Annotated in this window: 13 protein-coding genes; 7 read left to right on the top strand and 6 right to left on the bottom strand. The window is 66.4% G+C overall.

Annotated features, from left to right (window positions below):
- Window positions 1-14: 14 nt before the first annotated feature.
- Together ABIB28_RS10300 and ABIB28_RS10295 are read right to left on the bottom strand one after the other, a co-directional pair.
- Complete coding sequence (locus ABIB28_RS10300; RefSeq protein ID WP_133186801.1) at window positions 15-428, bottom strand: SUF system Fe-S cluster assembly regulator; 414 nt, start codon at window positions 426-428, stop codon at window positions 15-17.
- 93 nt (window positions 429-521) lie between these two features.
- Window positions 522-1,391: a helix-turn-helix domain-containing protein gene (locus ABIB28_RS10295; protein WP_354288052.1), complete on the bottom strand. Its 870-nt coding sequence runs from the start codon at window positions 1,389-1,391 to the stop codon at window positions 522-524.
- 260 nt (window positions 1,392-1,651) lie between these two features.
- Between ABIB28_RS10295 and ABIB28_RS10290 the strand changes: the two genes are divergently transcribed.
- The 3 genes from ABIB28_RS10290 (at window position 1,652) to ABIB28_RS10280 (ending at window position 6,399) form a co-directional block, all read left to right on the top strand.
- Window positions 1,652-2,698, top strand: coding sequence for a quinone-dependent dihydroorotate dehydrogenase (locus ABIB28_RS10290; protein WP_354288051.1), 1,047 nt, complete (start codon window positions 1,652-1,654; stop codon window positions 2,696-2,698).
- Window positions 2,699-2,796: 98 nt separating this feature from the next.
- The gene (gene ggt, locus ABIB28_RS10285) at window positions 2,797-4,557 is read left to right on the top strand and encodes a gamma-glutamyltransferase (RefSeq protein WP_354288050.1); all 1,761 of its coding nucleotides are present in this window, start codon (window positions 2,797-2,799) and stop codon (window positions 4,555-4,557) included.
- Between the two features lie 57 nt (window positions 4,558-4,614).
- Entirely contained in the window at window positions 4,615-6,399 is a 1,785-nt protein-coding gene (locus ABIB28_RS10280; RefSeq protein ID WP_354288101.1) for an AMP-dependent synthetase/ligase, read from the top strand.
- Here the strand turns inward: ABIB28_RS10280 and ABIB28_RS10275 are convergent.
- On the bottom strand, window positions 6,387-6,812 hold the full coding sequence (locus tag ABIB28_RS10275; RefSeq protein WP_354288049.1) for a M67 family metallopeptidase: 426 nt from the start codon (window positions 6,810-6,812) through the stop codon (window positions 6,387-6,389). The two genes, ABIB28_RS10280 and ABIB28_RS10275, sit on opposite strands and share 13 nt — an antisense overlap.
- A gap of 16 nt (window positions 6,813-6,828) precedes the next feature.
- On the opposite strand from ABIB28_RS10275, the gene ABIB28_RS10270 reads away from it, so the two are divergent.
- The 4 genes from ABIB28_RS10270 to mtgA are packed head-to-tail and all read left to right on the top strand — an operon-like array spanning window position 6,829 to window position 10,866.
- Window positions 6,829-7,779, top strand: a complete 951-nt coding sequence (locus tag ABIB28_RS10270) for an RluA family pseudouridine synthase (RefSeq protein WP_354288048.1) — start codon at window positions 6,829-6,831, stop codon at window positions 7,777-7,779.
- A gap of 57 nt (window positions 7,780-7,836) precedes the next feature.
- Window positions 7,837-8,742: an RNA polymerase sigma factor RpoH gene (gene rpoH / locus ABIB28_RS10265; protein WP_010186101.1), complete on the top strand. Its 906-nt coding sequence runs from the start codon at window positions 7,837-7,839 to the stop codon at window positions 8,740-8,742.
- A 4-nt stretch (window positions 8,743-8,746) separates the two neighbouring features.
- A complete protein-coding gene (locus ABIB28_RS10260) occupies window positions 8,747-10,099 on the top strand; it encodes a flavin monoamine oxidase family protein (RefSeq protein WP_354288047.1) in 1,353 nt (450 codons plus the stop codon).
- A 23-nt stretch (window positions 10,100-10,122) separates the two neighbouring features.
- Complete coding sequence (gene mtgA / locus ABIB28_RS10255) at window positions 10,123-10,866, top strand: monofunctional biosynthetic peptidoglycan transglycosylase (RefSeq protein WP_354288046.1); 744 nt, start codon at window positions 10,123-10,125, stop codon at window positions 10,864-10,866.
- Window positions 10,867-11,050: 184 nt separating this feature from the next.
- Here the strand turns inward: mtgA and ABIB28_RS10250 are convergent, their stop codons facing one another.
- The 3 genes from ABIB28_RS10250 to ABIB28_RS10240 form a co-directional block, all read right to left on the bottom strand.
- Entirely contained in the window at window positions 11,051-11,188 is a 138-nt protein-coding gene (locus ABIB28_RS10250; RefSeq protein ID WP_165954432.1) for a hypothetical protein, read from the bottom strand.
- A 103-nt stretch (window positions 11,189-11,291) separates the two neighbouring features.
- On the bottom strand, window positions 11,292-14,027 hold the full coding sequence (secA, locus tag ABIB28_RS10245; protein WP_354288045.1) for a preprotein translocase subunit SecA: 2,736 nt from the start codon (window positions 14,025-14,027) through the stop codon (window positions 11,292-11,294).
- Window positions 14,028-14,112: 85 nt separating this feature from the next.
- Entirely contained in the window at window positions 14,113-14,376 is a 264-nt protein-coding gene (locus tag ABIB28_RS10240; RefSeq protein ID WP_354288044.1) for a hypothetical protein, read from the bottom strand.
- Window positions 14,377-14,417 lie beyond the last annotated feature (41 nt).

Here is a 14,417-nt window from a genome sequence, read left to right as displayed (position 1 = left end):
CTCGTTAAAATCAGTCATGCCGGGATCCTCGACAGGCTCGCGAGCGAAACCCCGTCGAGCGCACCGCGAACCGCGCCGTTGACGACGCCCCAATGCGGTTTGACCCGGCAATCGCCCTCGAGCGCGCAATCGTGCCGCGCCTCGTCGACACAGGTGGTGAGCGCGATCGGTCCCTCGATAGCCTCGATGATATCGGCCAGGCTGATCGCCGCCGCCGGACGCGACAGCCGAAAACCACCGCCGGTGCCGCGCGCGCTTTCGATGAGCCCGCCCGCCGACAGCCGGCTGACGAGCTTCTGCACCGTCGGCAGCGGCAGTCCGGTCTCCTCGGCAAGCATCGTCGCATTGAGCCGGCCCACGCTACCGCAATGCCGCGCGGCGGCGGACATCATCACGACGGCATAGTCGGCAAGGCTGGAAAGACGCATCGGGTCCAATCGGATGGAATTGCTCCGATTGCAAATGGGCGCGCGCACGAGTCGGGTCAACCCCTGCGCCTGCCCTCCCCTGGAAAAGACGCGCTAGGTTCCGCTCACCAGGGGGCTGACGACACCGTCGAGCGCGGTGCGCTGCGCGATCGTCAATCGTGGGAGGACACCCGGATCGGCGCGGATCTGCCCGGGGGTCAGGCCGGTGAACTGCTTGATCTCGCGGATCATGTGCGACTGGTCGTAGAAACCGCGGTCGACCGCGTCGCCAATCGTCTCGGCATCCGCCGCCATCGCCACCGCCGCCCGCAAGGCGCGGTACTTGCGCGCAAGCAATTTGGGCGGCGCGCCGTACAGGGCGTTGCACTTGCGCTCGACCTGCCGCCGCGACAGACCGGTGGTCGCAAGCAGATCCTCCATTTCGGGCGAGGGGTTTGCCGCCAGCCAGGCATCGACCTCACGCACGAACCCGATCGCGCCGAGCGTACAGTGGCCATCGGCGCTGCGGATCAAGTCGCGGACCAATTCCTCGCCCACCGCGGCGCGCGCGGCGATGCCCTCGGTCTTGCGCAGCGCGGCGGTCGCGACCTGCAACCGCCCGAGGCCGAACAGTTTGCCAGCATCGACGACGCGGTTGACCATGGTCGAGGCATCCGCGCCGATCATCGCCGCCCAGCCGACCGCGGTCACGCCCATCCCGAAGAGCGCGATCGGTCCCTCGGCATGGACATGGACCGCGCCGCTGGTCGGGCCGATCACATGGATGTCGCTCGAATCCTGCTCGGTCCCGTCGGCGAAGCGATAACAGGCGCCGCCTGGGGACAAGCGAAAGCGAATCTGCGCGTTGTCGGCGCGCTCGACATCCTCGAACACGGCGACGGCGGCGGAAAAATCATAAAATAGCGTTACATAGTCGGCCAGATCCGCTGCCGGAACGGCATAGTCTAGCCGAACGTTCTCCACGATTGCGGCCCCCTCTGTTCTTGGGAACAGAGCGTATCGCGTTCGTCGAACAAAGAAAAGTGGGCCGGTCAGCAAACTGACCGGCCCAAGGGAGGAAGCTCCAATTTGGGGCTTCCCGGGTCGCACTTTCTCATACCGTGATTCGCCGTAGTCAGTATTGGACAGAGTCGCCGGACTTCCCGTCAAACGGCGTGACACAGATTTCTGCCCGAGCGCGGGAGCGCTTTGACGCAGCCGCCCTGCGCTGTCATCACGCCGCCATGCTGTTCCCCCTGCTCCGCCCCGCTCTCTTTGCGCTCGATGCCGAACGCGCGCACGAGATGACGCTCAAGCTTCTTGCGACGGTGAGCCGCACCGGCGTCGCGCGGAGCGAAGGGCCGGCCTGCCTGCGCACCCACGTCGCCGGGCTCGATTTCGCCAACCCGCTCGGGCTCGCCGCCGGCGTCGACAAGAATGGCAGCGCGATCGACGGGTTCTTCGCGCTGGGCTTCGGCAGCGTCGAGATCGGGACGCTGACCCCGCTGCCGCAAGCGGGCAACCCTAAGCCGCGCTTGTTCCGGCTGGTCGAGGACCAAGCGGTGATCAACCGGATGGGCTTCAACAATGGCGGGATCGCCGCGGCACTGCCACGTGCGGTCGCGGCGAAGCGGCGCGGCGTGCTCGGCATCAACGTCGGCGCGAACAAGGACGCGCCCGACCGCGTCGCCGATTATGCGCACGGCGTCGCCGCCGCCGCGCGCGTCGCCGATTATGTCACGGTCAATATCAGCTCGCCCAACACGCCGGGCCTGCGCGACTTGCAGCACGGCAACGAATTGCTCGACGTGCTCGCCGCCGCCGACGAGGCCCGCCGTGCACCGATCGAGCGGCCGCGGCTGTTCCTCAAGGTCGCGCCCGATCTCGACCCGTCGGCGATCGACTTCATCGCGCGCGCCGCGGCGGCGCACCATGTCGATGCGCTGATCGTCAGCAACACGACGATCTTGCGGCCCGCGCTGCGATCGGCGCATGCCGGTGAAACCGGCGGCCTGTCGGGCGCGCCGCTCGCGAGCCTCGCGCGCCAGCGGCTCGCCGATTTCCGCAGCGCGACCGGCGGGACGATGCCGCTCGTCTCGGCGGGCGGGATCGACAGCGCCGACGAAGCCTATGCGCGGATCTGCGCGGGTGCGAGCCTGGTCCAGCTGTACTCGGCATTGGTCTTCCACGGTCCAGGGCTCGCGCAGCGGATCTTCCGCGGGCTCGCAAAAAATCTTGCGCGTGACGGTTTTGCCAGCGTCGCCGAGGCGGTCGGCACGCGAGCCGCCTGAGCATACATCCCGGCTGGAGACCCCGCGTGGCGCCAAGAAGAGCGCGTTTCGGCCGATCCCGTTCTTGCCTGCGCGGTACAGCGCGCTAGGGTCGCGTCATGACCAGACCGCTTGTTGCTTACCTGCTCCTGCTGATCGCGCCCGCCGCTGCGGAAGCCCGGCGCCCGGCTCCGCCGCCACGGCCTGCGCATAGTCCTGCGCTCGGAATGGTCAGCGCCGCCGACCCGCGCGCGGCCGCCGCCGGGGCCGAGATCCTGCGCCAGGGTGGCAGCGCGACCGACGCCGCGATCGCGACGATGCTCGCGCTCAATGTCGTCGAGCCGCAGAATAGCGGGATCGGCGGGGGCAGCTTCATGCTCCACCACGACGCCACGACCAACGCCATCGCCGGGTTCGATGGGCGCGAGACCGCGCCCGCGGCAGCCGACCCGAAATGGTTCTACGGCGCAGATGGCAAGCCGCTCCCGTTTATGGCGGCCTTGCCGGGCGGGCGCAGCGTCGGCGTGCCCGGCAACCTGCGGATGATGGCGCTGGCGCATCAGCGCTACGGCAAGCTGCCCTGGGCGACGCTGTTCGGCCCGGCGATCAAGCTCGCGCAGGAGGGCTTCGCGGTCACCCCGCGGCTGCATAATGGGCTCGCCAATTTCGGGGGGCACATCGATCCTTGGGCGCGGTCGCACTTCCTTGCGGCGGACGGCGCGCCGCTCCCCGTCGGCACGCTGCTGAAGACCCCCGAACAGGCCGCTTTGTTCACCGCGATCGCCAAGCACGGCGCCGACTATTTCTATACAGGCGCGGTCGCGCAGAAGATCGTCACCGCGGTCAACACCGCCGCGCGCAACCCGTCGAAGATGACGCTCGCCGATCTCGCGGGCTACCGCGCCAAGGAACGGCTGCCGGTCTGCACGATGTACCGCGTCTACAAGGTATGCGGCATGGGTCCGCCCTCGTCGGGCGGGATCGCGGTGCTGATGATCCTCAAGCAGCTCGAACGCTTCGACCTGCCCAAGCTCGGCAAGAATTCGCCCGTCGCCTGGCATCTTTTCGCCGAGTCCGAGCGGTTGGCCTATGCCGACCGCGATCTCTATCTCGGTGATCCCGACCATGTCACCGTGCCGATCAAGGGCCTGCTCGATCCGGCCTATCTCGCCAGGCGCTCGGCGCTGATCTCGCCCGAGCACAGCATGACGAGCATCGCCGCCGGCACCCCGCCCGGCGCACCGCAGCGCACACTCGCCCCCAACGCCGATGTTCCCGGCACGAGCGACCTCGTCGCGGTCGACAAGCAGGGTAACGTCGCCGAGGTCACCACGACGATCGAAAGCTATTTCGGGTCGGGCGTGTCGGTCGACGGCGTGATGCTCAACAACGAGCTCACCGATTTCGATTTCGCGCCCGTCAAGGACGGTTATCTCGTCGCCAACCGTGTCGAAGGCGGCAAGCGCCCGCGCAGCTCGATGGCGCCGACGATCGTCTATGGGCCCGACGGCAAGGTCCGCATCGCGATCGGCGCGGCGGGCGGATCGACGATCATCGCGCAGGTCGCCAAGGCCCTGGTCGGCGTGCTCGACTGGAAGCTCAGCGCGCAGGATGCGATCGCGATGGGCTTGCTCTACGCGCCCAAGCTCGACGCCGTTGCCGAAAAGGGCACGCAGCTCGATGCGATGGTGCCCGCCCTGCAAGCGCTCGGCGAGCATATCCAAATCGCGCCATTGGGGCTAAAAGCCAATGCGATCGAGCGCGTCAACGGCGTCTGGGTCGGCGCCGCCGATCCGCGCAGCGAGGGCGTCGCAGTCCGCGAGGACGGCCAGACCACACAGATCGTCCGCGCCGGCGCAACGCCGCGTCCGGCCGAATAACCGTTATTCCGCAGCCGAACACGGCGCGTCCTCCCCGGGAGAGAGAGTATGTCAGACATCCGCCGCCTCGAACATTTCCCCAATCTCGTCGCGATGTTCCTCACGCGCGCTGCTGAAAAGGGCGACGCGCCGTTCCTGTGGCACAAGGCAGGCGGCCGCTGGGTGTCGCGCAGCTGGAGCGAAACCGCGCACCAGGTCGCGAGCATGGCGGCGGCGCTCAAGGCGATCGGGCTGGTGCCCGGCGACCGCGTGATGCTGATCAGCGAGAATCGTCCCGAATTCTGCATCGCCGATATCGCGATCATGGCGGCGGGCTGCATCACCGTGCCGACCTACACCACCAACACCGAGCGCGATCACATCCACATCCTCGAGAATTCGGGCGCCAAGGCGGTGATCGTCTCGACCGCGAAGCTCGCCAAGACGCTGCTCCCCGCCGCGATCCGCGCAAGCACCGCGCAGATCGTGATCGGGATCGAGGATCTGCGCGCGTACCAGTCGGGCGCGCTCGAATTCCACCAGTGGGACGCGCTGCTCGCCACCTATGCGGCCGCGCCGTCGACCATCGCCGCGACCGCGACGCGCGCCGATACCGCCTGCCTGATCTACACCAGCGGCACCGGCGGATCCCCGCGCGGCGTGATGCAGCATCACGGCGCAATCCTCCACAACGTCCAGGGCTGCTGCACGATCATCTCGGAGGATTTCGGCTGGGACGACGAGATCTTCCTGTCGTTCCTCCCGCTCAGCCACGCCTATGAACATACCGGCGGGCAATATTTCCCGATCGGTCTCGGCGCGCAGATCTATTACAGCGAGGGCCTCGACAAGCTCGCCGCCAATATCGAGGAGGTCCGCCCGACGATGATGATCGTCGTGCCGCGGCTGTTCGAACTGCTCCGCACGCGCATCACCAAGGCGGTCGAAAAGCAAGGCAAGCTCTCGAGCTATTTGCTCGGCCGTGCACAGGCGCTCGGCAGCAAGAAGGCGGCGGGCAAAGCGGGCTTGCTCGACAAGCCGATGGACTTCCTGCTCGGCGCCACCTTGCGTCCGAAGATCCAGCAGCGCTTCGGCGGTCGCATCAAGGCGATGGTGTCGGGCGGCGCGCCGCTCACGCCCGAGGTCGGCACCTTCTTCGAAGCGGTCGGGATCACCGTTCTGCAAGGCTATGGCCAGACCGAGACCGCGCCGGTGATCTCGTGCAACCGCCCCAAGGCCGGGCTGAAGATGGACACCGTCGGCCCGCCGATGCCCGATACCGAAGTGCGTATCGCCGACGATGGCGAAATCCTCGTGCGCGGCGAGCTCGTGATGCACGGCTATTGGCGCAACCCCGCCGAGACCGCGCGCGTGCTGCAAAACGGCTGGCTCCACACTGGCGACATCGGCGTGATCGACGCGCAGGGCCGCATCCAGATCACCGATCGCAAGAAGGACATCATCGTCAACGACAAGGGCGAGAATGTCGCTCCGCAAAAGGTCGAAGGGATGCTGACGCTCCAGCCCGAGATCGCGCAGGCGATGCTGTTCGGCGACCGGCGGCCTTACATGGTCGCCGTCATCGTTCCTGATGCCGAGTGGACGCAGCAATGGTGCGCGCGCGAGGGCAGCGCCTGCAACTTCGCGCGGCTGGCCGAGAATAGCGCGTATCGCACCGCGCTCGGCCAGGCGGTCGAGCGGGTCAACGCCGATCTGGCGGTGACCGAGCGGATCCGCCGCTTCGTCCTCGCCGACGAGCCCTTCGCGATCGAGAACGAGCAGATGACGCCGAGCCTGAAGATCCGGCGGCATGTGTTGAAGGCGGTCTACGGCCCGCGGCTCGAGGCGCTCTACAAGGCCTGAGCGGACGCTCGGTCGGCCTTATCGACCGCCACATAGTCGACCGGCACGAATGCGCCCGCGGACGGCGTCCGCCACAGCCGTGCGTCGCTCGCCGTCACGATCAGCCACAATGCACCGTCGCCCATTGCCCCCTCGGCATCGCGCGCCGAGGGGGTCGCGGTCCCCGACGGATGCGAATGGTAATGCCCGACGACCGCGGGGCCGCCCTGCCGCGCCGCACGGTGCGCCGCGAACAGTGCAGCGGGATCGATCTCGAAATGCCGGCTTGGATCGGGCGCGACGTTTGGACAGGGTTGCGCGCTGACGATCGTCTCGGCGGTGCCGAACAATAGCCCGCAAACCTCGCGCGCCGGCGATAATCGCGCATCGTTTAGCAGTCTCGCCACGAGAGTGCTTGAAATTTCCATCGCCATTCCCAGATTCTAGAGCATGAACCGGGGGGTCGTCACCATCGAAGCGCGCGTGTCCGAAAAGGCGTTAGGCCTCCGGCTCGACCGCGCGCTTGCCGACGCGCTGCCAGAGGTTTCGCGCGAGCGGCTCAAGGCGCTGATCGCCGGCGGCGCGGTCACCGATCCGCGCGGCGCGGTGGTGAACGATCCGTCGAGCAAGGCGGTCGCCGGAGGCCTGTATGTTGTGTCCGTTCCCGAGGCGACGCCATCGACCAATCAAGCGCAGGACATCGCGCTCAACGTCGTCTTCGAGGACGAGCATCTGATCGTGATCGACAAGCAGGCCGGGCTCGTCGTCCACCCCGCGGCGGGCAATGCCGACGGGACGCTCGTCAACGCGCTGCTCCACCACTGCGCAGGCAATCTGTCGGGGATCGGCGGAGTCGCGCGCCCCGGAATCGTCCACCGAATCGACAAGGACACGTCGGGGCTGATGGTCGCTGCCAAGACCGATCGCGCACACGAAGGCCTCGCTCGCCAGTTCCACGACCACTCGATCGACCGCCGCTACAAGGCGATGGTGTCGGGCCGCCCTACCCCCACCGCGGGCTCGGTCGACGCCCCGCTCGCGCGCTCGCCATCGAACCGCAAGAAAATAGCGATCGTCCCCGGCGGAAAACGCGCCGTCACCCACTATACTACTCTTGAGCGGTTGAACGGGGGTGCGTTGGTGGAATGTCGACTGGAAACGGGGCGCACGCATCAAGTCCGTGTGCACATGGCCTCGCTCGGCCATCCCTTGATCGGCGACCCGGTTTACGGCAGAACAAAGCAGGCCCATAAGGCACTTCTGGAAACCCTGGGTTTCCGACGTCAGGCGTTGCACGCCGCCCGTCTGGGGTTCATTCATCCGGTGAATAGTAACGCTTTGGCGTTTGACAGCGAAATGCCTGGCGACATGCAGGAACTGTTCACTGCACTCTTGGTATAGCATTCGGCCTGGCGTCCGCGTTTCACGGCACCCGACCTATTAAAGGGAGACACGATCATGGCAGCCCGCAGCAACGTCCCCGCGACGATCCCCGCCCTCGGTGGCGAAGCGAGCCTCAATCGCTATCTTTCCGAGATCAAGAAATTCCCGATCCTCGCGCCCGAGCAGGAATATATGCTCGCCAAACGCTTCGAGGAACATGGCGACACCGACGCCGCGGCGCAGCTCGTGACGTCGCATCTCCGCCTCGTGGCAAAGATCGCGATGGGCTATCGCGGCTATGGCCTGCCGGTCAGCGAGCTGATCTCCGAGGGCAATATCGGCCTGATGCAGGGCGTGAAGAAGTTCGAGGCCGATCGCGGCTTCCGCCTCGCAACCTATGCGATGTGGTGGATCCGCGCCTCGATCCAGGAATTCATCCTGCGCTCGTGGAGCCTCGTGAAGATGGGCACCACCGCCGCGCAGAAGAAGCTGTTCTTCAACCTGCGCCGGATGAAGTCCAAGCTCGACGCGTTCGAGGATGGCGATCTGTCGCCGGAGCATCTCGCCAAGATCGCCAAGGACCTCGGCGTGACCGAGGCCGAGGTGACGAGCATGAACCGCCGCATGGCGATGGGCGGCGACACGTCGCTCAACGTGCCGATGCGCGAGGATGGCGATGGCCAGTGGCAGGATTGGCTGCAGGACGATGCGCCGCTGCAGGATACTGTCGTCGCCGAAGCGCAGGAGGCCGACGTCCGCCACTCGATGCTGACCGCGGCGATGGAGGATCTCAATGAACGCGAGCAGTTCATCCTGACCGAGCGCCGCCTGACCGACGAGCCCAAGACGCTCGAAGAGCTGTCGCAGGTCTACGGCGTCTCGCGCGAGCGCGTCCGCCAGATCGAAGTGCGCGCGTTCGAGAAGCTGCAGAAGGCGATGATGCGGATTGCCGGCGACCAGCGGATGCTCGTCGCGGCGTAAGCGCATGGCCGGCGCCGATGTCATTATCGTCGGTGCCGGTGCCGCTGGCATCGCCGCCGGGCGCGCGCTGCACGATGCCGGGCTCGACGTGCTGCTGCTCGAGGCGGGGGACCGCATGGGTGGTCGGGCGCATAGCGTAGCGCTTCCCCTCCCACGCGATACCGCACCCCGGCGAAGGCCGGGGCCCAGTAGCGAAGGCGGACATAGTCAGCGTCTGCCCCAGCCGAAGACCGACAGCACGACTGGACCCCGGCCTTCGCCGGGGAACATCACCGTCGATTATGGCTGTGGCTGGCTCCACTCCGCCCGGCGCAACCCGTGGACGAGGCTTGCCGAGCAATACGGGCTAAGCGTCGATCGCAGCCCTTCCAACTGGGGCAAACAATGGCGCGACCTTGGTTTCCCGCGCGCCGAGCAAGCTGCCTATCGCACCGCCTGGGATCGCTGGGAAACCACTGCGCACGCCGCGCTGAGCGGCCCCGATCGCCCGCTCAGCGATTTCATCGCCTCCGACGCCCCCTGGCGCCCGATGATCGATGCGATCTCAGGCTATGCCAATGGCGCGCCGCTGGCCGAAGTCTCGCTCCACGACTGGGCGGCGTATGAGGATGCGGCGACTGACGACAATTGGGCGGTCGAGCAAGGCTATGGCACGCTCGTCGCGCGTCACGCGCAGGACTTGCTACGACAACTCCAGACCGTGGTCACGCGTATCGACCATCGCAGCACTACCATCCGCGTCGAGACCGATCGCGGCACGCTCGAGACACGCCATGTCATCGTCGCTGTGCCCACCACCGTGCTCGCGCGCGAAGCGATCCGCTTCGATCCCCCGCTCCCCACGAAGCACGCCGCCGCCGCCGACCTGCCGCTCGGGCTCGCCGACAAGATCTTCCTCCACGTCGCCGATGCCGATCTGCCGCGCAACGGCCATCTGATCGGCGATCCGCATAGCGCCTGCACCGCAAGCTACCGGCTCGCGCCTTTCGGTACGCCGCTGATCGAAGGCTTTCTCGGCGGCGACTGCGCGGAGATGCTCGAGGACACGGACGACCGCGCCGCTGAAGACTTTGCGATCGGCGAGCTGGTCGCGCTGCTCGGCAGCGACTGGCGCGCCAAACTGACACCGCTCGGCCGCACCCGCTGGCGGCACGCACCGCATATTCACGGGAGTTATTCGCACGCGCGGGTCGGTGCCGCAGGCCAACGTGCGGTGCTCGCCGCCCCGGTTGACGATCGCCTGTTCTTTGCTGGCGAGGCCTGTTCGCGTCACGATTTCTCGACCGCGCACGGCGCCTATGCGACCGGCCTCGCCGCTGCTGCAGCCGTGCTTGCCGCACGTGGTGGACAGCGCTGACCGCCGCGCCCTAAGACGCGAGGATGAGCGACACCAGGCCATCCCGCGCGCCCCTCTCCAACCGGACCAGAACGCCGCGCCGCCGCGGCTGGATCGGTTGGGCGATCGGCTGGATCGTCAAACTGGTGGTCGCCTTCCTGCTGATCTCGGTGCTGATGGTGGTGGTGTACCGCTTCGTCCCGCCGCCGATCACGCTGACGATGATCGGCGATGCGCTCGGCGGGCATGGGATCGACAAGAGTTGGCGCCCGCTGTCGGACATCGACCGCAACATGCCGCGTGCCGCGATCGCGGGTGAGGATTCGCGGTTCTGCGCCCATCACGGCTTCGATTTCACCGCGATCGAGACCGCGATGGCGCGCAACGCGCGCGGCGGACGCATCCGCGGTGGTTCGACGATCAGCCAGCAGACCGCCAAGAACGTCTTCCTGATCCAGGGCGGCGGCTATCCGCGCAAGGCCCTCGAAGCGTATTTCACGCTGCTGATCGAGACGATCTGGGGGAAGCGCCGGATCATGGAGGTCTATCTCAACGTCGCCGAGACGGGGATCGGCACCTACGGCGTCGACGCGGCGGCGCATCGCTATTTCGGCCATGACGCGTCGCGACTGTCGGCCGACGAAGCCGGGCGGATCGCCGCTGTGCTGCCTTTGCCCAAGAAACGCGCGGCGGTTGCGCCACGCGGCTTTACGCGACGGCATGGCAACACGATCGCCCGGCGCGTGAACGTAGTGCGGAGCGACGGATTGGACGCTTGCCTCCGCTAAGGCCTTTCACCCAAACCCGTCCGTGCAAACATAGTCCAAGGTGGACTCGCCGACACTTCTGCCCTGGTCTTCGGGTGCAAGCCCATTTCCCGGCCCAAGAGACGGGAATGGTTTAGGTGTCTGCGCTTATCCAGTCGAAGCGCGTCGATCGCGCGTGAACCCAGGCTGCTCGACGAATGTCGCTCTAGCCGCGGTTTACGAGATACACCGCAGCAACGACGATCGCGATGAGCATGATCATCCCGGTCACGATCACCGCAGCGCCACCGCCCTTGCGCTCGATCGTGTCGACGCTCGGCACATCGGAAAATTCGTCGCTCATGCTCGTCGCCCTGTTCTGCCAAACCTGAACCACGGCGACACGGGTTCGTTCCCGCGCGCGAGAGCGGCAACATTCCGCCATGCCCGCGCGCGCCGGATCGCGTTCAGACCGCGCCGTGGCAGTGCTTGTACTTGCGCCCCGAGCCGCACGGGCACGGCGCGTTGCGGCTGACCGTGCTCTCCCACTGCGCCGGGTCCTGCCCGATCTCGCTGCCATCGGGCTGCGGGATCGACAGCGGCGCGAGCCGCGTCGTGATGTGGCCCGACGACGCGCCGTCCTGGTCGTAGGTATCGTCCTCGCCGGTGAACGGGTCGAAATGCTGCGTGATGAAATCGGGCAGCGTCGGCAGTTCGGGCGCCTGTTCGAGCTGGAACTGCGCGAACGCGATCGTCCGCGTCACGTCCTCGCGGATGTTGGCGAGCATCCGCTCGAACAGCGAGAACGCCTCCTGCTTATACTCGTTGATCGGCGTCTTCTGCGCGTACGCGCGTAGGTGGACGACCTGGCGGAGCGCATCGAGCGTGGCCAGATGCTCCTTCCAGTGATGGTCGAGATTCTGCAGGAGGATCGACTTCTCGACGCGCACCCAGGTGTCGGGATCGAGCGATGCGGCCTTTTCGGCGATCATCTCGTCGGCCATCGCCTGGACACGTTGCTCGATGATCTCGGGGTCGATCGCCTCTTCCTCGAGCCATGCCTCGATCTGCGGCTCGAGGTTGAGCGTCTCGGCGAGCTGCGCCTTCATCCCCTCGATGTTCCACTGCTCGGGGTAGGTGCCCGGAGGGCAGGCGCCGCCGACGATCGTGTTGACCGTCTCGGCGCGCATGTCCTCGACCACGTCGCCGACGGTGTCGGCATCCATGATGTCGGCGCGCTGCTCGTAGATCACCTTGCGCTGGTCGTTCATCACGTCGTCATATTCGACGACTTGCTTGCGGATGTCGTAGTTGCGCGCCTCGACCTTCTTCTGCGCGGTCTCGATCGCCTTCGACAGCCACTTGCTGCCGATCGCCTCGCCGTCGCCGATATTGTTGCGCATCATCTTGGCGAACAGCGTGTCGGGTCCGAAAATCCGCAGCAAATCGTCGTCGAGGCTGAGATAGAAGCGGCTTAGGCCGGGATCGCCCTGACGGCCCGAACGACCACGCAGCTGATTGTCGATGCGGCGGCTCTCGTGACGCTCGGTGCCGAGCACGAACAGCCCGCCGGCGGCGAGCACCGCGGCCTTCTCGGCCGCGATCTGTTCCTTGATCTTGGCGATCGCCGCCTCGCGCTCCGGCCCCTCGGGCATTTCGGACAGCTCGTCATTGACGAGGAATTCGAGATTGCCGCCGAGCTGAATGTCGGTGCCGCGGCCCGCCATGTTGGTGGCGATCGTCACCGCGCCGGCGCGGCCGGCCTGCGCGACGATATGCGCCTCGCGCTCGTGCTGGCGCGCGTTGAGCACGGCATGTTCGACGCCTTCCTTGACGAGGAAGTCGCTAAGCAGCTCGGACTTCTCGATCGAGACGGTGCCGACCAGCACCGGCTGGCCGAGATCGGCGTGATGCTTGATCTTCTTGGCGATCGCGGCGAACTTGTCGGCGGTGTCCTTGTAGAATTCGTCTTCCTCGTCGACGCGCTTGACGCCGACATTGGTCGGGATCGTCACCACGTTCATCTTGTAGATGTCGTAGAATTCGGCCGCCTCGGTCGCCGCGGTGCCGGTCATGCCCGCGAGCTTGGGGTACATGCGGAAATAGTTCTGGAAGGTGATCGAGGCCATCGTCTGGTTCTCGGGCTCGATGTCGACGCCTTCCTTGGCCTCGACCGCCTGGTGCAGCCCGTCCGACCAGCGGCGCCCGTCCATCATGCGGCCGGTGAACTCGTCGATGATGATGACCTTGCCGTCCTTGACGATGTAATCGGTGTCGGCCTTGAACATCATGTTGGCGCGCAGCGCCTGGTTGAGGTGGTGGACCACCTGCGTGTTCTCGAAATCGTAAAGGTTCGCGCCCTCGAGCAGCCCGGCATTCTCGAGCATCCGCTCGACCTTCTCGGTACCGTCCTCGGTGAGGATGATCGACTTCTGCTTCTCGTCCTTCTCGTAATCCTCAGCGGCGAGTTCCTTCACGACGAGATCGACCGAGCGATACAGGTCGGACTTGTCGTCGGTCGGTCCCGAAATGATCAGCGGCGTGCGCGCCTCGTCGATCAGCACCGAATCGACCTCGTCGACGATCGCCATCGCGAACGGCCGCTGGACCATCGATTCGCGATCGTACTTCATGTTGTCGCGCAGGTAATCGAAGCCGAACTCGTTGTTCGTGCCGTAGGTGATGTCGGCGGCGTAGGCGGCGTGGCGCTGCTCGTCCGACAGGTTCGGCACGATCACGCCGACCGTCAGCCCGAGGAAATTGTAGACCTGCGCCATCCAGCCGGCATCGCGTGCTGCCAGATAGTCGTTGACGGTGATGACGTGGACGCCCTTGCCGGGGAGCGCGTTGAGATAGGTGGCGAGCGTGGCGACGAGCGTCTTGCCCTCGCCGGTGCGCATCTCGGCGATCTCGCCGCGGTGGAGCACGATGCCGCCGATCATCTGGACGTCGTAATGCCGCTGGCCGAGCGCGCGCTTGGCGGCTTCGCGCACCGTGGCGAAGGCCTCGGGGAGCAGGTCGTCGAGCTTCTCGTCGGCGGCGAGCCGCTCGCGGAAGCGCACGGTCTGCGCCGACAGGTCTTCATCCGACATCGCCGAGATCGTCGGCTCGAAGTCGTTGATCTTGGTGACGATCGCACCGAGCGATTTGACGTAGCGGTCGTTGGACGAACCGAAGAGCGTTTTGGCAAGGCCACCAAACATGGGGAATTCCTGTACGATAGAACGCGCGCGCCGAGGCTGCGCAGAATAGGATGGAGAGCTGGCGAGCGCGGTCAGCGCCGCCGGATCAAGCGCGTGGGCGATCCAGATACAGCCGCGGTGCGGCCGACAGCGGGGCGGGCAGCGAATCGGCAACCGCAAAGCTGTCGGTGAGCCCGAACGCGCCGAGCAAATGCCGATGGCCGATCACGAACGGGGCGACCGCGACCGCGAGACGCTGCGTCTGCGCGGCGGCCAGCGGGCATTGCGCGCTGATCTCGACCGGTCGCACGCCACTTACCACGCCGGTCAGCGCGGTCAGGAGGGCAGAGAGAAGCAGCAGAAACGGCATGGCTCCGCGCGATCTAGGGACTAACCGCGCGCACGTCCAGC

Source organism: Sphingomonas sp. UYEF23, assembly GCF_040546165.1.
In the GTDB taxonomy this organism is placed as follows: Bacteria; Pseudomonadota; Alphaproteobacteria; order Sphingomonadales; family Sphingomonadaceae; genus Sphingomonas; species Sphingomonas glacialis.
Note: the sequence above shows the minus strand (reverse complement) of the source record. Positions and strands in the feature narration are given on the sequence as shown.